The organism is Glaciecola sp. 33A, assembly GCF_002836745.1.
In the GTDB taxonomy this organism is placed as follows: Bacteria; Pseudomonadota; Gammaproteobacteria; order Enterobacterales; family Alteromonadaceae; genus Glaciecola.
In genome coordinates this window covers 37407-59458 of sequence record NZ_PJAR01000043.1, presented here as the reverse complement: position 1 = coordinate 59458, position 22052 = coordinate 37407, and the positions used below count along the sequence as shown (strand labels likewise).

Here is a 22052-nt window from a genome sequence, read left to right as displayed (position 1 = left end):
AGCGGCAATAATCAATGTGATGTTTAATACATTGTAAGAAAGCTAGGTAGCAAGACTTAGCTTGGTTTAATGGAGCGCAATAACCGACCAAGATGTTTATCTGTAATCTCAATATTTAGTGCTTTTGCAGTGGCCCAATGCAAGGCAACATCGGCAGACACTACTGGCACACCAAATTCTTGTTCTAGCCCCTCTATAATGTTTAAGAACCTAAGCCCCGCGCCCCCGACTAAAACCAATTCAGCATTCGGTGCCGACGCTCGGGCTAGGCGAATACTTTGTTTTATTTCTTTTTCACTAAAATGATAATGGCGAGCGTCAACTTCTTGTTGTGAAGCAAATAGCCCTTGCTCTGTGAAGGTTTGACAGCCCTCAATAACTACATCTACGGATTGTAAAAATGTTAAAAAACGTGATTTCCATTGTTCATCATAATAAGGACAGGCTAGAATGACACGCTTACGCGCCAAGTCCTGAATGGCATCAAGTACAGCAACACCATTGAGTATAACTTTGCATCCACAAGCATCCGTTAAACGCTGTTGCAATGCCCGAGCTCCTGCGGCTGTATAGTTATTAAAATAAGCAAAAGCGGGGCCTACCTGAATGATTAGCTCACTACCCGCTTCTTTCAATAACTGAGCTGCAGTTTCAATATGGGGTTCTACTTGCTCTATTTGTTCAAAGCTATAATCAAAACCTACCGGGGGCATAATCGTTTGAGCTATATCAATCACTTGGTTGGATAAGCTGGAAAATTCTCTAGCGGTTGGATCAATCCAGCCAGGGGCGGCAATAATACCTAATTTAGGAATAGTAAAAGAGGGTGATGGCAAAGTTTTCATAACAAATACGCCGAGATAGGGAAGAATATTAGCTCCAGTGGACCTGAAGCTATTTGTTGAAATTAATGTTGCTTAACCTTGATTCTGCTTAAGTCGTCCCATAGTCCTTTTTTAATGAGCTCAAGAACGAGTAAGTCATTATCATATATACAAATAAAATAGGTAATGACACAACTAACACTGCAGTTTGCGCTACTTTGAGGCCCCCTACATACATCAAACAAATAGGCAACAATGCCAATGTTAAGGCCCAAAATGTTCTGTGAAGACGATGAGGATCCTCTCCCACAGGCAGTTCAGCCGTTGCACTGCTAGCAAGAACATAAGAAGCTGCATCATAAGTTGTTGCAACAAAAATAATACAAACAATACAGAACAAGCCAATAACAATATTAGACAGGGGTAATTGTTCAAACACGGTAATAATCGCTTCAGGTATACCACTTTCATTCATTAGCGTTATCACATCCAAATTACCTGAAAGCTGTTGATATAACGAGAAATTACCAAAAATCATATAAAACAGTGAGCCACCTATAGTACCAAAGGTAAGCATACCAACGATGACTTCTTTCATGGTTCTCCCCTTTGATATACGAGTAACAAAAATACCCACAAATGGACCAAAGGCAACCCACCAAGCCCAATAAAAAACAGTCCAGTTTTCAACAAAATTCGATTCTGTGAAAGGGTCTGCCCAAGTATTCATTTGAATGAAGTTTTGTAAAACAGTGCCTAGACCACTTATACTCGCTTTAAATATAAATACGGTTGGGCCTGCAAACAGGAGAAATGCCAGCAAAAAGAACGATAACCAAACATTCGCTGAACTCAATCGTTTCATGCCTTTTTCTAAGCCAAAATAAACACTTGTTGCAAAAATAGCAACACACGTGCAGACCACGAGAACCTCAAGCGTAAAATTTGATTCAATGCCAATTAATCGGGCAATACCTTCAGCAATCAAAGGCGTTGAGAAGCCTAAAGATGAGCCTGCACCGCCAATCAACGCTATGCGAAAAAGAAAATCAATAAAACGCCCGGCAAGAGAATTTTCTTTACCCCCTAATACGTGATGACAGCTAATACTAAACTTTAGCATTGGAATTTTTTTAACATAGTAAGGGTAAGCAATCGCTAACGTGGGCAAACAATAAAAGGCCCATGCGCTAATTCCCCAATGAAATAGTCCATATGATGATGCCCACTTAGCCGCTTCTGTTGACATGGGTTCAGCACCAAACGGAGGCGTTTGATAGTAAAAAGCCCACTCAATAGTAGCCCAATATAGCAAGCCAGCACCCACACCAGCACAAAATAACATGCCACTCCAAGCAAAATTATTATATTCAGGTTTATCAGCTGCATCGCCGAATTTTATACTTCCATATTTGCCAAAAGCTAACCAAAGAAGCAGAGGCAATATTGTCGAGGCGAGAAACACGTACAGAAACCCAAAGTTACTGCCTATGTACTCGTAGGCTTGTTGCATAGCTGTTGAGGATACCTCTGGTGCGAGCATTAAAGGTACCGTCATTAACAACATCACAGCGATAGTGGCGACAAAACCTGTTTTATCAATTCGTTGCTTCAAGTTAATGCTCCTCTGTTATTATCGTTTTTTTGAGTTTTGTTTTAAGAAGGGCAATATTTTCAGACATATTGACAAATCAGGTGCAGCAATAACAGATATTTGATCTGATAAAGCTAACACTTTTGGATCATTTTCATCAAATTGAGGCCAGATGCGCAGATCAGTCGATTTATCATCATTAGGACCTCCATTCTTAGCAAAATTAGTCCAATACTTTATCATCGCCGTGGTCAGTATTGCGTCGTCTTTGTTAGTTGTTAGCCAGTCATCATGAGTATTAAATACATAGGGAATTTCTGCGCCATGATAGGCCTGCAGTTTATCTCCACCGGTACCTGTTCGAACCCGTTTAAAGCGATAAATATAAGCACGTTTATCTGATTTAGCTATTTGTTGTGCATACGCATAGCCCGGGCAAACCATGTCCATTAAGGTCGACGCCTGATCATGTCCCCGCGCAATACTTGGCTCTTGTTGTGCTCGTTTTTTTAATATCCCTTGGATTTCCTTGGGGTAGGAATTTATCATTTGTGCGAGTTTTTCAGGGGAATTATCTAAATACATTAACCATTCATCTTGATTGCTACCGATAAGCAGATCAACTTTTAGCTTTTGCTTGAAAAGCAAATTCAACGCCGTATCAGGGAGCACATGTCCATCGACAGCGGCACCATAGTAATATTCAGAGAAATCTTGTTTAGCTTTATTAAAAAGGATTTTCGCGGAGATTTTTTTTAGCATCGACAGTGAGCTGTCCGTCATATCCAGAGAAGTCGCTAACTCATGACCAAATGTTTGCTGGCTTTTTAAATCAGCATTATTCCACAACTGGAATCCACCGCTTTGACTGATTGCACGCTGAAATAGTCCGTCAGCGAGCGGTGATAAAATTAAATTACCAATATTAGCGGCACCAGCTGATTCGCCAAAGAGCGTTATATTTGAACTGTCACCACCAAATTGCGCTATGTTATTATTGATCCAATTCAGTGCTTCGATTTGGTCTAACAAGCCAAAATTTGCAGGCGCTGTGCTTTGTGTTAATTCAGGGTGTGAGAAAAAACCAAAGACACCTAAACGATAGGCAATACTAACGACTATCACTTGTCCCTGTTGCGCAAGTTTAGCGCCGATATAATTTGCTTCGTATGACCAGCCAGCCTTATTACTGCCGCCATGGATCCAAACCATCACCGGTAATTTCTTGTCTTTGTGCAACGATGGCGTCCAAACATTTAGATATAGGCAATCTTCACTAAAGGTTGGATCAGTGAATATCTCAGGTGAGGCACCAAAAGCTTTACCTACTTTTTGATACCATTGAGTATTGTAGTTGTCTTGAAAGCAAGCGTCGGCAAAGTGAGTTGCCAACTGTTTTCCTGATCTTGGTTGGTGTTTTTCTGGTGCTTGCCAACGACGCTGATTTACTGGTGGCGCCGCGTATGGGATACCCTTAAAAGCGGCGACGTTTTTTGATTGGTCAACATACTGGCCAATCAATATTTCATTGCCCGCGGTTACTTCAATTGATATCGGTTCACTTGCATAGCAAACCTGAGAGGCAATAGTAAAGGGCAGAGAAATCAATAGGCCCCAACCAAGAAAACAAATAAATCTTTTAGAGAGTAGCAATGTATTCACGATGAGTTGGGTCCTTTAAAACTATAATTTACGCTTCTATATTAACCACAACACTTCCGCGTAATCCACTTCCCTCTATTAACTCATGACTTTTGGCCATTTGTTTAAAAGGAAGTACATGAGTCACTCTGTGTTTCAACTGTCCCGCAGATAATGCCTTATAAATATCCTCGACAGCCTCCTGTTTAGCAGACTCTGGCATCGCATAAACTATGGTCATGCGTATTGTTAGGTCCATAAACATCATTTGGAAAAAAGGTAATTTTGGTTCTTTGATTTGGGTATTTCCGTAAGTGGCGATCACACCACCAGTACGAATACACTTAAGTACTTCGGGTAAGTTAAAACCAAACTCAACATCAATAACGCGATCAACTTTTTCACCATCATTAATTTCTTGAACTTTTTCACCCCAGTTAACGTCGCGATGGTTAACCACTAAATCAGCTCCGGCTGCAATACAACTTGCTTTATCTACTGGGTTACTTGCCGTTGTAATAACTTTAGCTCCAGCAAGTTTAGCCCATTGAATAGCGTAGTAACCAACACGACCAGCACCGCCGGTAACCAGCACTGTTTGGCCTTTAACAGAGCCATCGGATGAAACAACCCGATGGGCCGTCATTGCTGGAATACCTAAACAAGCGCCTATTTCAAACGATATATTGCTGGGTAACGTGGCCGCTCGAGATGCATCAATTGCGACGTATTCAGCTGCTGTTCCTAAAAGGCGAGCATACTGCGCTTGGTAAACCCAAACTCGTTCGCCTATTCTACTTTCAGGTACGCCTTTACCCACCGCTTCGATAATACCGGCACCATCACTATGCGGAATGACATGGCCGTTATCTAATAGATTAGGAAAAGCGCCAATGCGCTTTTTAACATCTGAGGGATTAACCCCGGTTGTTTTTAATTTTACTAATACCTCACCATCACCAGCAATAGGCTTTGGTTGTTCACCTATTATTATCGTATCTGCGGGTGCACCGAATTTTTCAAACCAAGCTGCTTTCATTATTTTTTCCAATTTTTAATGTCATCGAATCGCGTCACGCTGGACTGTATTTAATTAATGATTATCGAGTAACTACAGCGGCGCCTGTTATTTAAAATTTGCTAGATAAATTTTCGGTATGACCATCAATTCCAATAGCCTGTCCTGAGAGACTAGCGCCTAGGTCAGAGCTTAAAAATATGACCATATTAGCAATATCATCCGGACTGACGAAAAGCCGCAGTGAACTTTGCTCAGCGTATATCTCTCTCACCACGTCAGGTGCAACGCCACGTTTTTCAGCATCAAGACGAATCACATTGTCAATTCTATCTCCTTTGACACTGCCCGGGCATAAAGCATTGACTCGAATATTGTGTGGGCCTAACTCCATCGCCCATGTTTTTGTTAAACCAATAAGTGCCCATTTAGATGCGGCATAAGGCGAGCGCATTGGAAAACCGAAAAAACCAGCATTAGAAGAAATATTAATAATACTGCCCGACCCATTTGATTTCAATAAGGGCACGGCGAACTTGGTGCAATGAAATTGTCCGTTCAAATCAACATTAATGGTGCGCGCCCAATCGTCGGGGTCTATATCTTCAACAAGCGCTGTAGGGCCAGCAATCCCCGCATTATTTACTAACACGTCCAGATGTTGATAATGAACCATCAAATCAGCAAACATTTGCTTAACTTGATCAACATCTGCAACATCAGCTACCGAGGCTGTGGCGCTCGGATTTGCTTCAAGAAAGTCAGCGATAACCTTTTTGTCAATGTCGCACACATGTACTTTACAACCATATCCCAGAAACTTTTCGGCTATTTTACGGCCAATGCCGTTGGCTCCAGCTGTCACAAGCACGACATGCTCTGGGCCCAATCCGTTATTAACAACAGTCATTAGAATGTCCTCATATTACAATGATAAATATTTAAAATTTAGAAGGAAAAAGGTGCGTGCAACGCTGGATTTAGTAAACCAGCGAAGACACGCGAGAAGATATTTATTCAAATAACATGTGATACCTGATCCCGATATTTCTAGGGCGATTAACGGTTACAGTGCTGTCCCAACTTGCGCTGCCTCGCGACAACTCAGCGCGTTCATCGGTCAAATTATCGACATACAAGTTGACTCCCCAGTTGCCCATATTTATTCCCGCGGATAAATTAACAATACTATAGCTGCTATTAATATCACGTCGGTCTAGGTTTAAATCACTGGTTTTATACTTGTAAATATCACTGTATGTCTCGCCGACATAAGAATAAACGACTTGCGCAAAGCTTCTATAATCACCAATAACAAAGTTATAACGACTGGTCAGGTTCCCTTTAAAGTCAGGCACATTGGGAAGTTCAGTACCGTCAGGTGATAAATTACTGCCGACTAATAAATCAGCAGATAACTCCGCTTGATTAAAATTGAATGCGCCAGATACAGTCCAGTCTGGTGTTAGTAGGTAGGTGAGATCAGATTCAATACCGACAATTGTTGATTCACTGGCGTTGATTGTTAAACCAACAGGAGAACCATACGATGAATCATAGCGGGTAAACTGCATATCATCCCATTGCATATGGTAAACAGCGCCATTCCAACGAAGATTATTCTCTAACCACATGGTTTTCCAACCGAGCTCTGTATTTGTCACAATATCAGGTTTGTAGATACGCGGCACCAAAGCCGTTTCGTCTCGGTTTATGCCACCGGGGCGATAACCTTCTGACCACGTAAGATAGACCATTTTTTTATCATCAAGTTTATAGCTTAGATTGAATTTAAAAATACTATCACTGTCATCATCTTTGCTATCAACGTTAATAATAGGAGAGCCCGGAGCAATCAGTCCGTAACCAGACACGCCTAATAATGTACTTTCATTTTTAAACCACCGAGCACCGAATGTTGTGGTGAGTTGATCGGTAAATGAATAGCTCACTTCACCAAACACTGCCGACTGTTTATCTTCCCGTTTTTGATCCGTTAAATACCACAGGTTCGGTTCACCAAACTGTCTAAAGTCAACTCCTTGGGCCATTCCATTCATTTCCCATTCTTGGCGGTAATCATGACTGGCATCTTCATAATATAAACCAACAATGTACTGCAGTGAGTCATTGTCTGTTGATTGCAAACGCAGTTCATGAGTATTGCGTTTATATTTATTATCATCATTATAAAAAATAGCCATACTCGAACAATCTACATCTGCAGTACCATAATATTCACAGCCATAATATTGGATCCAACTGGCAGAAAAATAATCGGCATAATCAGAATAATCATTAAAGTACTGCACGTCCCTATCCATAAATGAGCCGGCATAAACTAGACTCGAAGAACCCAAATCACCCTCTATTGTCAGTGCTGCTTGATTAAATTCATCGTCCATTGCATCCGGGAAAAAGCGCTGAATCTCTAAGTCATTAACTTCACCACTGGGATTTTCTGAGTCTTGGAACCACACACCTTCCGTTTCCTGCTTTTGAGTCAGGTAACTTGCTGTTGCTGTCCAGTCATCGTTAAGATTTACTTTTAAGGCGACTCTAGCGCCACTGTTAGTCAATTCATTGAAGTTTTCTTTTACTAAATCATCATTATCTTCTTCGACTGTTGAAAAGTTTCCACCATCAGTAAACAGTCCGTATGTCCGTGTGCCCGCTATATTATCAATATAACCGCCATCTTTTTTGGTCCAAGCAACTAAGCGGATCGCAGCATTGTCACTTACCGGAAGATTAACAAATCCTTCTAATGAGTGGCTAGCATCGCCACTCTTGGTAGTACCATAACTAACATCAAAACCACCTTCAAAAAAATCGGTTTGTGGTTTGTTGGTAATGATCCTGATCGTGCCCGACTGTGCGCTGGCCCCAAATAATGTACTCTGGGGTCCGGCAAGTGCCTCTACTCGTTCTATATCATAAATATGTAAATCAAGATTTCGCCCAATAGCGGTTACCGGTTGTTCATCTAAATAAATAGCAACCCCCGGTTGAGAGCCTGATGCATTTCCACTGCCACCATCTGATGCTCCACGCATGTAAACTTGTGACAAACCAGGCCCGGATGATTGATAAGAGAGGCTCGGTAACATCAATGCGTAATCATCGAAGTTTTCGATCCCTAATTCATCTAACTTAGTGGAGCCCAATGCAGTGATACTTAAGGGAGTATCTTGAAGATTTTCAACACGTTTACGTGATGTAACTATTATTGTCTCCATGCCCTGAGATGACGCTTTGCCGTCAGTTTCGGCTTGAACTGCATCAACTTCTTGTGCATTGGCGCTCGGCATCACGGCCATGCCGGTAACCATTAACGCCGACAGAGCAATACTTTGAACGTTTTTGTCGTTAATAGAATCGCGTATTGCCGCAATTATCGGGTTTAATCGAGTAGATCTCGTTTTATGTTTTAGATGCTTATCAATCATTGTGGTTACCTTTTATAATATGTGTATCGAACAAGTCATAAAGCCCAATAAAATAGAACTTGGACTCGCAATAACATTTTGAATAGTTAACATGCACTTAACAGATTATTAACAATAATTTAATGATAGCAATATGGGGCTTCTGAAAACAAACGATCATATCTCTCCTATAGTTGAATAAAACTAAACCATATAAATTATTTAGACATAATATCGAATATAAATAATTAGCTTAAAATAAACTTAAATACATGAATTATAACGATAAATTTAATTTATTAGATTTATAATTATAGTATTTTATAAATTCACTAATGCATTTTTTTGAATCACACTTAAGCAGGAAACGTACTTATCCGATTCTTTTAACCTGCCTCTTATTTGCCTAAAGAGAAAAATTTAGCTTACGACTTATCACAATATTGATGATAATTTGCTCTGTAGTGGCGAAAGGAACTCTTCAAATGGCTTCCATGCATCGAGCCCTTTTGTATTGATAGGTTGTCTAACCTGTTCAGAACTAGCCGTATTGACCGCACGAGAGTTATTATAAAATTCTAGGCAGTTCTGTTCAAAAGGTAAGCCACAAAAATCTAGCACTTGTTTAACCTGATTTTCAAAGTCATTAACGACATCTTCATAAGATACAGTGAGCACTTGGTTAGGAAGCACTTTGTGCCAATGCTCCATTAAGTGCAGATAATCTTTATAATAGCGGGCAATATTTTCTAAGTCATAACTAAAGGCCTGGCCGGTAGAAAACAGTTGTTTAAAGCCACTAAAACACGCAGACATTGGCTGGCGACGTGCATCGATGATTTTTGCGTTAGGTAATATAAGTTTAATCAATCCAATATGAGCAAAATTATTGGGCATTTTATCAATGAAAAAAGGAGCATCACCTCGGTGTATCTGAGTTTTGCTTATATATTCGTTACCCAAAGCAAGACGCTGCTGTGCAGAAAGCTTAGCAATAATCTCTGGATATTTTGAGATCTCATTACGTTTTTTACGGTCACTTAATTTTCGAACTATCGCAATGATATCTGGCAGCTCCTTGGTGCCATCCACCATTGAATGACTTGCTAATATTTGCTCTAGTAACGTAGAACCAGAGCGCGGAAGTCCAACTATAAATATGGGATCAGCTTTACTGCAACCGTGCTCAAAATTATTTTCAAAAATAGGTAATTGACACGTTGTAATGGTTCGTTCAATGAGTTCGGTGGTTTCGTCGGCATCGTAACGTTCAATGCTCTGTTTGAATTGATTACCTAATTTATAATAATGAAATGATTGTTCAAACTCCTTGCTGTCCTCGAGCGCTTTCCCTAATGCAAAGCATATATTGATTCGATCCAATGAAGGGAGATTTTTTGTCTCCATCTGTTTTTTCATCTGTTGTATTTCAGACTGTTCAAAACCAAAGGTCTTTAGATTGGCCAAACTCCAATAAGCTTCCCCGTAACTCGGCTCACATGCGATCGCATGCCTATACGAAGCGATAGCCGCATCTTGTTCTCCAATAGTTTTGAGCGCGTGTCCTCTGCTAGTGTAAAGATTTGCTTGTTCAGGCAACGCCTTAATTAATGAATCATACAGCACGATTGCCTCTTCGAATTGCCCTAACCTGACCAAAATAGCCGCTTTGAGTATTTGTTGAGGCGGCACGTTGGGCTGGTGCTTTTCTAAGGTCTCTATTTCTAACAGTGCTTGTTGGCTTTTTTCTTGTTTATTCAAAACATGCGCGTAATTTAAACGAGCAAGGTGATAGTCTGGTGCTAAACTTAGACAATGAACAAGCAGCTGTTCAGCATCCTCAAATACGCCCAACTTAATTGCTATTTCAGCCAATAACCTCAACCCACTAACATCATCCGGAGATTGCTTCAGATAATCACGACAATGACGCTCGCTTAATGCGAATTTACCGTCGATAAAAGCTTGTAGAGCTTCGCCTAAAAGCGGGTGCTTGGCTGAGAAACGTAAGTAACTATTATAAGCTTTCTCAGAGGCTTTGCTTTCACCTATCAGCAGCAGTAATTCAGATAAAAGTCGCCAACTATGAGTTAACTTGACGTCAACTTTAACTGCACAGTTTAATGCTGCGATCGCTGGTTTTGTTTGTTTTAAAGCGTGCAGTGTGATGCCAAGTTCTTGGTGAGCTAGCGCAAAATCCGGGGTTTGCTTAACCAATACGTGTAAGATTTCTTTAGCTTCACTGAAGCGCCCTAAACCTTTGAGCGCGACGCCAAGGATAAAAAGTGCGTTAGGTTCATTAGGAAAAGATTTTAGAATTTCTCTACCTTGTTGTTCTGCAGCCGAAAAAGCGTTGTGTTGTAACATTTCCTGCGCATGTTGCACCGCAACACGAATATCACGGGTGCTATGGCTATTGTGGTCTTCGGTTTGAGTCATCAGCTGCCTCTTTTTTAACATTATATTGACATGCCTAATTGGCTCTGACAAACTAATTTTACTCGCTCATGGTAGAAATTAATTCAACCATAATTGAACTTAGAAGATTAAAAGGGTATTCAATTGCGCAAAAAGATCCCACCTTTAAATTCTTTAAAAAGTTTTGAAGCTGCAGCTAGACATTGTTCTTTTAGAAATGCTGCGGATGAACTTTTTGTATCAGTCTCGGCAATTAGTCATCAAATAAAGCAACTAGAACATGTACTTAATGTTGAATTATTCATTCGCAAAACACGCTCCGTGGAACTCACCAAAATTGGTAAACAGTATTACCCTATCCTTCGCGATGCCTTTGATAAAATTGCGGAAGGAACCAACTTAATTTTAAAGCCAACACAATCAGATGTGTTAACGATTCAATTATATTCAACATTAGCTATTCGCTGGATAATACCAAGACTGCCCGACTTTCAAAGCAAATATCCCGATATCAGCGTCAGATTACATACCTCACAATTCGATGTTGATTTTAATGAAAGCGATGTTGATGCCTGTGTCAAGATTGGCAATCGTGCTGCTAATGGTTTGCATTACTCATACTTGTTTTCTAGCGATGTATTTCCAGTGTGTAGTCCTAATATACTTGCTGGAAAAGAGCAACTGTCACGTCCTGAGCAGCTAAACGATTTTACTATACTGCAGGTTTATCCTTCGCATAGAGATTGGTACATTTGGCTGGATGAGGTCGGCTGTACTAGTGTGGACCCAGAATCAGGACTGCAATTTGATAGCTACGATCATTCAATTTCTACTGCTTTACAGGGCATGGGAGTAGCACTTGGTATGCAACCCTATGTCAACAAAGAGCTGTCCGCAGGGCTGTTGATTGAACCCTTTCCTGACATGCGTGTTAAACATCATAGTGATTGGTATTTTGTTTATCGTCAGGAAAAATTTGAACAGAAAAAAATTCAACTATTCGAAACTTGGTTAATTGAACAAGTAAAGGCCGACCCTGAGCTTAGTATTTCACGGGAGAGAACAACCAGCGAACAAACTTCTTAATACCTATTGTCGTGGGTAATGTGCGCTTATTAATTGTCTGCATGTACACCACTACTAACCGAATTAAGGCCTTTGTGAGCCTTGATTCGAATACAGTCAGTATAGCTTAAGCGCAAATCCCATCTACAAAAACCATCTGTTTCGCCTGTACATTTGACCTCAGTCAGTGCCTAAAAATTGAAATAAGGTCAAAATTTAGTTAGACTACTAACTAAATTTTAATTAGAGGAAAACGCTAGAGTTGTTGATATATTCATTATTGTCCAAATTTCTAACGAATTTATCCAACTTGGCTTAACGTTAAATGAATCGCAATATAATTATTTCTGCTGCAATTTCTGGCTCAGGCCCGACTGAAAACAAAACGCCTCATCTACCCATTACTCCCAAACAGCTAGCTGATGAGGCAATTGCTGTAGCCAAAGCTGGCGCAGCCATTGCTCACATTCATGTGAGGGATCCGAAAACCGGTGCGGCCTCTCGCGACATTCGTCTTTACAAAGAAGTAGTGGACAGAATAAGACAAGAGTCTACAGACGTTATCATTAACCTCACAACTGGAATGGGAGGTGACTTGTTTTTGGGGCCTGACAGCAATCCGACAGAGCTTGGTCAACATACTGATTTGGTTGGACAAGTAAAACGTCAAGAACATGTAGAATTACTGTTGCCTGAAATATGTTCGCTTGACTGCGGCTCATTTAATTATGATGTGAATAATTATGTATATGTTTCAACGACCGATATGCTTCGTACAGGTGCTGAGCGATTGCAAAAGCTGGGTGTAAAACCAGAACTTGAAGTATTCGACCTAGGGCATATTTGGTTTGCCAAACAGATGATAGCTGAAGACATACTTGACGCACCTCCACTTTTCCAGCTTTGCATGGGCGTAAAATGGGGAGCAGAAGGCAATACCACGAATATGAAAGCCATGGTTGATAATCTGCCTACAGGTGCAAACTGGGCCGCATTTGGCTTGGGCTCAAATGAAATGCCGATGGCTGCGCAAGCCGCGCTGTTAGGAGGCAATATTAGGGTCGGATTAGAAGACAATATTTATCTTGAAAAAGGTGTTTTGGCGACCAACGTACAACTGGTTGAGCGCGCCAGAAAGATTGTTGAATTGATGGGTGCTAGCATTCAATCACCTGCGCAAGCTAGGGAGAGCCTCGGTCTTAAAAAGCACAATACACTGGTTGAACTCGCTCGCGCAGTGTAAATAAGGAGATTAACAGCTAATGACTGCAGATTATAAAGGCGTTTGTCACCCTTGGCTCTGTGACTCGATGGGTCACATGACTACCCGACATTATATGGCGATGTTCGATGACGCCAGCTATCACTTTCTAAATAGAGTGTTTGCATGGTCGGGTACAGATAGTCAAAACAATAATATTGGATGGGCTGACGTAAAGCATACCATTGAGTATTTATTAGAAGTAAGAAGCGGCCAACTGCTTGATGTCACGGGAGTGCTCACAAGAGTCGGTGGTAAGTCGATTACTGTTTCTTATGAAATGCGTGAAAGCGGAAGTAACAAAATAGTAGCGACACTTTGCAGTATCTCAGTACTTTTTGATACCGATGCTCGTAAGGCCATCAATCTTTCTGATGATATGAGAATTAGGGCAAAAAAAAGCATAAAAGAAGCATAAAAGAAGCAACTAATTAACATTATGAAGCCTGTATCTTTTGCTTGCTCAAACGTTAATTTTTGGCTTTTTAGCTGTATCTATCTTTTACGTAATGCCAAAATTTGCTCGCGACTAAAGGTGTTTGGATATGTGTGATACCAACGCGTAAAAACGTCTCGACCGAGCAACTCGTAGATGATCACCAACTGTTTTTTCTTGCGGGTAAAGTAATCTTCTTGACTATTGTCAGACTGCGAAACGTTAGTTTTTAATAACGTCGGCATATGATGCAAATACTCGCCAAAAAAAGTGGCACAGAACTTCGTATAGTAGGGTGTATACAATATAAATGTATGCCAAACTTCATCCACGATTAAGATAGGATCATCTATATCCCTATAACCCTCTGATTCGTGGTTATTGCAATACCAGAGCCAAAGAAGACCGTCTTCAAATAGTTGCGATGCAGTTTCTGGACTTATTTCTAATGCAGACATTAATCCATCAATTATATGTTGATTTTTATATGCCAAAATAACGTCTAAAGACGGCTGCATTATGCCGGTTTTATTTTGAACTAAGTCATCAAGATAGACCGCTTTTTCCCCTAATGAGCTTTTGTTGTCAAATTGTAGACATGACATCTTGCAGCCCTACCTCACTTTATTAGTGTTAGTGGCATAATAAAACGACGACAAATTAAAGTTCATCGAACGGAGCCTTTATTATTATAGACCTAGGCACCCATTTGCCACACCAATCGCAAAGACCACTTTTGCAGCCGCAGGTTTCTAACCACCGTTCACAACCACCACCTGAAACAGCATTCAATAACGCCGAATCTATTAGTTCATTCTTAGACAAATTACCTAGTAAATCTTTCTTAATATTCATTTTTATATCCTTATAAATTAATGTAAATTTGCCCTTTCAGCCGAAATTGGCTAATGCAACCAGCTTATTAGCCAGCATTGTTTAAGCACTGCATGTTCGCTTAAGGTCAAACCCAGTTGCAACGTAAACTCCTGTTACTAATCGACAATAACATAGGGCTAAATAGTCAACAATTGTATCTTAGGACGGTTTTGATTGGGTCTCTGTAATCGTTTTAGAAACTAAATATTTAGTTTTATGGATGCATTTTAGCGTAGACCTAATGGATTTTATTTGGTGTCTTTAGTCAATGTGGTACAAAAAACAGGCAAATTATTATGAATGGCCTATTTAAGTTAGCCGCTGGCTTCTCTAGCAATGTATTCATTCAGATTGCGCATCATGCAACTAATGTCATGCAAGCCCCTGCGATACTCGGCGATGGTGTCATCTAAAGTCAATTTTTGGCTTTCACTTAATGTATCTTTTGTCGCAAACATTTGAGTGAATAAAAAATAGTTTCACCGATGTCTATAATAAACAAAATTTTATGTATAAAACCTAGACTGATTTCTTAATAAAAATTAAAATTGTGAAATAAAAAAGGCCTCTTTAAACTTAACATTTATAAGAGGCCTTTATTAATAACTATAGCATTGTTTTATAAGTACTAATTCTAATAAAATTTAAACTTAACTTAACGCTTATAGCTTTATGTGCTGATTAGAAAGGAATATCATCGTCAAAATCAAAGTCTGGCTCTGCCATCGGCGGGGCTTTCTGCGGTGATTGTTGAGGTGATTGCTTCGGCCCCTGTTGTGAAGGTTGCTGATAGCCGCCACCACCCTGATTCGATTGTCCTCCACTTTGGTTCGATTGTCCTCCACTTTGGTTCGATTGTCCTCCACTTTGGTTCGACTGCCCTCCGCTTTGTTGGTAGCCACCTTGGTTATTCTGACCACCTTGAGGACTTTGCTGATAACCGCCTTGGCCGCCGCCACTTTGTCCACCACCGCCACTTTCGTTACGACCACCTAGCATTTGTAATTGGTCTGCAATGACTTCTGTTGTGTAACGATCATTACCTTGCTGATCTTGCCACTTCCGCGTTTGCAATTTACCTTCTAAATAAATTTGTGACCCTTTTTTAAGATATTCACCTGCAATTTCAGCTAAACGACGGTACATAGTTACTTTGTGCCATTCTGTTTTTTCTTGAAGTTGACCTTGCTGATCTTTCCAACTTTCACTAGTGGCGATACTCAAATTGGCAACGGCATTACCATTAGGCATATAACGAACTTCTGGATCGTTACCTAAGTTGCCAACTAAGATTACTTTATTCACACCTCTAGAGGCCATGCTAACTCCTGTTATTTACGCTTTTTTAATTGTTTTCATGCCGCTTAATTCGCATTTCATACTATGCACTATTCGCATTTTGTGCATAAATTAATCACGATGTTGACGACTAAATTCTGATGTCTAATATACTATTGTATTTGATGTTTTGCACACCCAATTCACCTGATCTGCGATAAACAGTTCACTGGTGCAGGCATGCTGATGTCTTACTTTAAATCTTTCTTAGCTAATCAAGGCTTTAGCTTTTTCTATATCGAACCCTTTGATGTCAACTTTCAAATACACAGCGCGTTTTTCAACATCGACTAACACCTCTTGCACGCCTTCAAGTTTTCCAAAATCACTTTCTAGTTGACTTTTATTTGAGGTTTGTTGAAATCTAGCTCGATTTTCAATCGTAAGCGTGACTCTTTTCACCGTAGTCGTTTTTTGTAATCCCCAAACTATAATCATCGCGATAACAATGAATAACAGACAAGCCACTAACGCTAGTTTAGGACCGAGCCATCCAGTCAATGCTCCGGAGATCACACCGCCCAAAAATGCACCGAAAAATTGAAAACTGGCATAAATACCCATCGCACTGCCTTTTTTCCCAGCCGGAGCGATACTCGAAACCATCACTGGCATATGCGCTTCCATGTAATTGAAGCCAGCAAAAAACAACGTCCCCGCGATGATGATAACCACCCAATTTAACTCGGGTAGCAAAAACAACCCGAAACCCATGGCCATTAACGCCAAGGATATTATAAAAGAAGTTGACGTTTGTAGGTGTTTACATAGTTTCATTAGCACGACTAAGATTAATACCGATACAACCAGAATTGGCGTATAAATCTTCCAATGTTCATCCAAACCAAAATTCACTTGAGTGAGCAGCACTGGTACTTGCACAAAAAAGCAGGTAATGAGTAAGTGGACAGTCAAAACACTTATGTTCAAACGCCAAAGACTGGGTTCTTTAGCGAGATTTTTTAGCTGACTCAGTTGCGGTAATGCGTCGCCCGATGGACTATTTTCTTTTGGCGTCGGCACACCAAATTTAACCAACGGTAAACAACAAACGGTTAGTACTGCTGTAATCCAGAAGATACCTTGAATACCATACAGCCCAGCAATAATGGGACCAGTTAAAAGCGCAACGTAGAATGAAAAACCAATAGAAACACCAATAATTGCCATTACTTTTGCACGTTCTGACTCCCGCGTAACATCTGCGGCTAATGCCATAATTGCACCGGCTATTGCGCCAGCCCCTTGTAAAATACGACCCAGCGTTAACATAGCCATGGAATCAGCATTAGCGGCTACTAGGCTGCCCAATGCAAAGAAGCAAAGTCCCATATAAATAACTGGCTTACGACCCCACTTGTCAGATAATACGCCCATCGGTATTTGCAATATGGCTTGTGTCAAACCGTAACCACCAATTGCTAGTCCGACAAACAGAGGCGAATAATCTGGATAGTCAACAGCGGCGATGGCTAGGACAGGAATTACCATAAACAAGCCGAGCATACGCAAAACATAAACTAGGGCTAAACTGATGGCGGCGCGCGTTTCTTGTGGATTCAACGTGTTATGATTTCCATTGGTTGATTAGAGACAATCTGTGTAACGAAGGAGCACAATTCTAACACAAGAATTTGATCTACCCATAACTGCATGATCCCTTCTGTACCAGATCCGTAACAAACGCATATTTTCTCGTAAATTTGTGTCATACTTATTGATTGTTCTGGCACCATCTCATCTAAGGTAATATGTAAGGCAATATGGATAAAATAGAAGTTCGCGGGGCTCGCACCCATAACCTGAAAAACATCAATATTGAACTCCCAAGAAACAAGCTCGTAGTAATTACGGGTTTGTCTGGTTCAGGGAAATCTTCTCTTGCATTCGATACTCTGTATGCTGAAGGTCAGCGTCGCTACGTAGAGTCGCTATCGGCATATGCAAGACAGTTTTTGTCCATGATGGAAAAGCCCGATGTTGACCATATCGCGGGCTTGTCGCCCGCTATTTCAATAGAACAAAAATCGACATCGCACAACCCTCGATCAACAGTGGGGACTATTACAGAAATTTACGATTACTTACGCCTACTATTTGCCCGTGTAGGCGAACCCAAATGCCCTGAGCATGATGTTGCTCTTAATGCACAGACAGTAAGTCAAATGGTCGATCGCGTGTTAGAAATGCCCGAAGGCACCAAACTCATGTTGCTAGCGCCGGTTGTGCAGGACCGTAAAGGCGAGCATGTAAAAACACTCGAGAGTTTGTGTGCGCAAGGTTTTATTCGTGCACGAATTGATGGTGAAGTCTGTGATTTAACTGATCCGCCAACACTAGACCTACACAAAAAGCACACTATTGAAGTGGTCGTAGATCGCTTTAAAGTACGTGATGATTTGCAACTTCGTTTAGCTGAATCATTTGAAACTGCACTCACTCTTTCGGCGGGTTCAGCTAAAGTAGCGTACATGGATGATGATGAAAAACATAAAGAAGAAATTATTTTATCGGCCAACTTTGCATGCCCACATTGCGGCTACAGCATTACAGAACTAGAACCTAGGATATTCTCATTTAATAATCCAGCTGGTGCCTGTCAAACCTGCGATGGCCTGGGCACAAAACAATTTTTCGACCCGCACAGGATCGTCGGTAACACTGAAATTAGTTTAAGTGGCGGCGCTATCCGTGGTTGGGATAAACGTAGCTATTATTATTTCCAAATGCTGCAGTCAGTTGCAGACCATTATGAATTTAACCTAAATACGCCTTTTGAAAAACTAGATGATAACGCCAAAGATATTGTTTTATATGGCAGTAAAGGCACGTCAATTAAGTTTAAATACATCAATGAACGCGGCGATATCATGGAGCGAAAGCATCCATTTGAAGGCATCATTCCAAATATGGAACGCCGTTATCGCGAAACTGAATCTAATACGGTGCGTGAAGAGCTCGGTAAGTATATGAGCTACCAAAACTGCACTAGCTGTTCGGGTGCAAGGTTACGACTGGAAGCGCGTAATGTATTTATTCAGGGCACTAACCTACCTGAAGTTGCTCAAATGTCGATTGCAGAGTGTTTAGGCTTCTTTTCAAATCTGGAGCTTACAGGCCAGCGCGGAGAGATTGCGGATAAGATCCTCAAAGAAATAAAAGACCGCTTGGCGTTTTTGGTGAATGTCGGTTTGAATTACCTATCATTATCTCGCAGCGCTGACACACTATCTGGCGGCGAAGCGCAACGTATCCGACTTGCGAGTCAAATCGGTGCGGGTCTGGTAGGTGTAATGTATGTGTTAGACGAACCCTCTATTGGTTTGCATCAACGAGACAACTCAAGGCTGTTAGAAACACTGCGTCATTTGCGTGATTTAGGTAACACAGTCATTGTTGTTGAACATGATGAAGATGCTATTAAAGAAGCTGATTATATCGTGGATATTGGTCCTGGTGCCGGTGTGCATGGTGGCGAAATTATTGCACAAGGCAGCTTAGAAGATATCATGAATAGTGAACGGTCACTGACTGGTAAATATTTATCAGGAAAAGAGTTCATCGTAATACCAGAGAAACGAAATAGCACGAAAGACCGTAAATGGGTAAAACTCATCGGCGCTACTGGCAACAATTTACAATCCGTGACATTGAAAATCCCTCAAGGATTAATGACTTGCGTTACAGGTGTATCAGGTTCAGGTAAATCAACCTTGATCAATGATACTTTTTATCGCATAGCACAACGTGAATTGAATCGCGCTACCACCAACGAACCTGCGCCGTATAAAAGCATAACAGGTTTGGAACACATGGATAAAGTGGTCGACATTGACCAAAGTCCAATTGGCAGAACGCCACGTTCAAATCCAGCAACTTATGCCGGTATTTTTACTCCAATTCGTGAAATATTTGCAGGTACGCAGGAATCACGTTCGCGCGGTTACAAAGCGGGGCGTTTTAGTTTTAACGTTAAAGGCGGACGTTGCGAAGCCTGCCAAGGCGATGGGTTAATTAAAGTGGAAATGCACTTTTTACCCGATGTTTATGTGTCTTGTGATGTATGTATGGGTAAACGATACAATCGTGAAACACTTGAAATTCGCTACAAAAACAAAAATATCCATGAAATATTAGCGATGACCGTAGAAGATGCACGTGATTTCTTTGACGCGATCCCGTCAATAAATCGCAAGCTGCAAACCTTAATGGATGTAGGCCTTTCATATATCGGTTTAGGCCAGTCAGCCACAACGTTGTCAGGTGGTGAAGCGCAACGCGTTAAACTCGCTAAAGAACTGTCAAAGCGTGATACCGGTCAAACCCTCTACATTTTAGACGAACCGACAACTGGTTTGCACTTTCATGACATTAAGCAGTTGCTCGAAGTGTTGCATCGTCTGCGCGATCACGGTAATACTGTTGTCGTCATTGAGCATAACCTCGACGTTGTAAAAACCGCGGACTGGGTTATTGATCTTGGCCCAGAAGGAGGTTCAGGTGGTGGTCTTATTGTTGCAGAAGGAACGCCTGAAGATATTTGTAAAGTAGAAGCATCGCACACAGGTAAATACCTAGCAAAAATGCTAGCTGGCAAGCAAGGTAAAAGTTAACAGCGAGCTAATAACGCGCCGCGGGCTAATAACGCGCCGCGGGCTAATAAAGCGCCGCGGGCTAATAAAGAAAAGGAGAAACAGGTGTTAAGTATTGAATTCGATGTTCGGTTTTACGAAACAGATGCATTGCAGCACGTAAGTAATACCGTGTTGGTTGGCTGGTTTGAGACTGCTCGACTGCCGATATTCAAATATTTCACACCTGATCTTGACCTCAATAATTGGCCCCTTATTTTGGCCAATTACAATGTTGATTTTTTACAACAAATCTATTTATCAGGTCCAGTGGAAGTAAAAACGTGGATTAGTCGCATTGGCAATAGCTCATTTGTGGTTTACCAAGAGTTATGGCAGTCCAATGTTAAGAAAGCAAAGGGAACAACTACACTGGTTCGTTACGATTATGCTAGCAAAAAGGCAATTCGCATTCCTGATGATATTCGCGCTAAACTTGAGGCACATAAAATAGAACTTGAGTAAGGCCCACATCCTATTTTTAATCCCAAGGACAAGAAAGAAGCGAGTACTTTACGCCGGTGAGGGTTCTTTCTACACATTGGCAATCTGAACGTTATCCCAACACTGGGCTAACGGTAAAATTGGGTTTTTATGATTTAATGAATCTGTGCAAAACTTTAATCAACTCTGGACGAGCGATAGGTTTGGCTATGTGGTAATTCATGCCGACTTGCTGCGCTTTTTTAACATCTTCTTTTAATACCGAGGCAGAAAGCGCAACAATTGGAGTACAAGTATCGCTCAAGCGAATCACTCTAGTCGCTTCGAAACCATCAATATTAGGCATTTATAAATCCATAAATATCATATCAAAGTGTGATTGCTTTATTGCTTCGATAGCTTGCACTCCATCGTTGGCTAATTCAACATCTACGCCATAAGAGGTTAATATTTCGCTAACAACAACGCGATTTATTTCACTGTCCTCTACAACTATCACTCTCCTTTTGAACTGCAATGATTCTATCCGAGTTTCGTCGTACATATTCAATGGTGGCTCTTGGTTTTTTTCTAAGCTCAAACGAAAATAGAATTGGCTACCAGGTTATTAAGCACTTGCATGATCCTGTTGGCGTCTCCTAGAAGACCACGCTCAACAGATTCATCAACCTCGACAATTAATTGAATATCTTTATCGAGAGCCGAAGTTTGGAACAGTAATTTGGTTTCGTCGATCACCTGGTGATGCTAATGGAACATTTCTATAACGAGTTTTCCTGCATTTAGCTTTGAGTAGTCAAGTATATCGTTCAAAATATTATTTAAGTAGTTACCAGCTTGTCACGGATAACCTCAACCAGATTGCTGGCTCATAATCAATACCAGAGAATGGGACTAAGAAAGTCGAAGCCGCTATAAAGAATACGGAGATTATCATCGAAGATCCTGTCGTCAGCATCACGGGGATAATGGTTGCAATTGAGATCAATGTGGCTGGCGTCAAACCGTTAAATAAGACTAAAATAATCCCCATTGGTACTGAGAATACTACCCAAACCTTTGCACAAACTGAACTATA

The 22052-nt window shown here is 40.9% G+C and carries 16 protein-coding genes and 1 pseudogene; 5 read left to right on the top strand and 12 right to left on the bottom strand.

Going from position 1 to position 22052, the window contains the following annotated elements:
- Window positions 1–56: 56 nt before the first annotated feature.
- The 7 genes from CXF81_RS14615 to CXF81_RS14585 form a co-directional block, all read right to left on the bottom strand.
- Window positions 57–845: a hypothetical protein gene (locus CXF81_RS14615; RefSeq protein ID WP_101182093.1), complete on the bottom strand. Its 789-nt coding sequence runs from the start codon at window positions 843–845 to the stop codon at window positions 57–59.
- Window positions 846–933: 88 nt separating this feature from the next.
- On the bottom strand, window positions 934–2439 hold the full coding sequence (locus CXF81_RS14610) for a BCCT family transporter (RefSeq protein ID WP_101182092.1): 1506 nt from the start codon (window positions 2437–2439) through the stop codon (window positions 934–936).
- 18 nt (window positions 2440–2457) lie between these two features.
- Window positions 2458–4080 carry a carboxylesterase/lipase family protein gene (locus tag CXF81_RS14605; RefSeq protein WP_101182091.1) on the bottom strand — a complete coding sequence of 541 codons (1623 nt, stop codon included), beginning with the start codon at window positions 4078–4080 and terminating at the stop codon, window positions 2458–2460.
- A gap of 28 nt (window positions 4081–4108) precedes the next feature.
- Window positions 4109–5098, bottom strand: coding sequence for an NADPH:quinone reductase (locus CXF81_RS14600; protein WP_101182090.1), 990 nt, complete (start codon window positions 5096–5098; stop codon window positions 4109–4111).
- A gap of 91 nt (window positions 5099–5189) precedes the next feature.
- Window positions 5190–5987, bottom strand: a complete 798-nt coding sequence (locus CXF81_RS14595) for an SDR family oxidoreductase (protein ID WP_101182089.1) — start codon at window positions 5985–5987, stop codon at window positions 5190–5192.
- 103 nt (window positions 5988–6090) lie between these two features.
- Window positions 6091–8526: a TonB-dependent receptor gene (locus tag CXF81_RS14590; protein WP_101182088.1), complete on the bottom strand. Its 2436-nt coding sequence runs from the start codon at window positions 8524–8526 to the stop codon at window positions 6091–6093.
- Between the two features lie 414 nt (window positions 8527–8940).
- On the bottom strand, window positions 8941–10944 hold the full coding sequence (locus tag CXF81_RS14585) for a tetratricopeptide repeat-containing sulfotransferase family protein (RefSeq protein ID WP_101182087.1): 2004 nt from the start codon (window positions 10942–10944) through the stop codon (window positions 8941–8943).
- 123 nt (window positions 10945–11067) lie between these two features.
- On the opposite strand from CXF81_RS14585, the gene gcvA reads away from it, so the two are divergent.
- The 3 genes from gcvA to CXF81_RS14570 all read left to right on the top strand — a co-directional run bounded on the left by gcvA (window position 11068) and on the right by CXF81_RS14570 (window position 13667).
- Window positions 11068–12009 carry a transcriptional regulator GcvA gene (gcvA, locus tag CXF81_RS14580; RefSeq protein WP_101182086.1) on the top strand — a complete coding sequence of 314 codons (942 nt, stop codon included), beginning with the start codon at window positions 11068–11070 and terminating at the stop codon, window positions 12007–12009.
- 304 nt (window positions 12010–12313) lie between these two features.
- Window positions 12314–13231, top strand: coding sequence for a 3-keto-5-aminohexanoate cleavage protein (locus CXF81_RS14575; RefSeq protein WP_101182085.1), 918 nt, complete (start codon window positions 12314–12316; stop codon window positions 13229–13231).
- Window positions 13232–13250: 19 nt separating this feature from the next.
- Complete coding sequence (locus tag CXF81_RS14570) at window positions 13251–13667, top strand: thioesterase family protein (RefSeq protein WP_101182084.1); 417 nt, start codon at window positions 13251–13253, stop codon at window positions 13665–13667.
- A 77-nt stretch (window positions 13668–13744) separates the two neighbouring features.
- On the opposite strand, the gene CXF81_RS14565 is transcribed toward CXF81_RS14570, so the two are convergent.
- The 4 genes from CXF81_RS14565 to CXF81_RS14545 form a co-directional block, all read right to left on the bottom strand.
- A complete protein-coding gene (locus CXF81_RS14565; protein WP_101182083.1) occupies window positions 13745–14290 on the bottom strand; it encodes a hypothetical protein in 546 nt (181 codons plus the stop codon).
- 55 nt (window positions 14291–14345) lie between these two features.
- Window positions 14346–14540: a hypothetical protein gene (locus CXF81_RS14560; RefSeq protein WP_101182082.1), complete on the bottom strand. Its 195-nt coding sequence runs from the start codon at window positions 14538–14540 to the stop codon at window positions 14346–14348.
- A 702-nt stretch (window positions 14541–15242) separates the two neighbouring features.
- Window positions 15243–15881: a single-stranded DNA-binding protein gene (locus CXF81_RS14550; RefSeq protein WP_101182081.1), complete on the bottom strand. Its 639-nt coding sequence runs from the start codon at window positions 15879–15881 to the stop codon at window positions 15243–15245.
- A gap of 225 nt (window positions 15882–16106) precedes the next feature.
- Window positions 16107–17462, bottom strand: coding sequence for an MFS transporter (locus CXF81_RS14545; RefSeq protein ID WP_101182080.1), 1356 nt, complete (start codon window positions 17460–17462; stop codon window positions 16107–16109).
- 200 nt (window positions 17463–17662) lie between these two features.
- Here CXF81_RS14545 and uvrA point away from each other — a divergent pair, with 200 nt between their 5' ends.
- The gene (gene uvrA / locus CXF81_RS14540) at window positions 17663–20512 is read left to right on the top strand and encodes an excinuclease ABC subunit UvrA (RefSeq protein ID WP_101182079.1); all 2850 of its coding nucleotides are present in this window, start codon (window positions 17663–17665) and stop codon (window positions 20510–20512) included.
- An 84-nt stretch (window positions 20513–20596) separates the two neighbouring features.
- Window positions 20597–20995, top strand: a complete 399-nt coding sequence (locus tag CXF81_RS14535) for a thioesterase family protein (RefSeq protein WP_101182078.1) — start codon at window positions 20597–20599, stop codon at window positions 20993–20995.
- Window positions 20996–21122: 127 nt separating this feature from the next.
- Here the strand turns inward: CXF81_RS14535 and CXF81_RS20375 are convergent.
- A pseudogene (locus CXF81_RS20375) lies at window positions 21123–21518 on the bottom strand (response regulator).
- Window positions 21519–22052 lie beyond the last annotated feature (534 nt).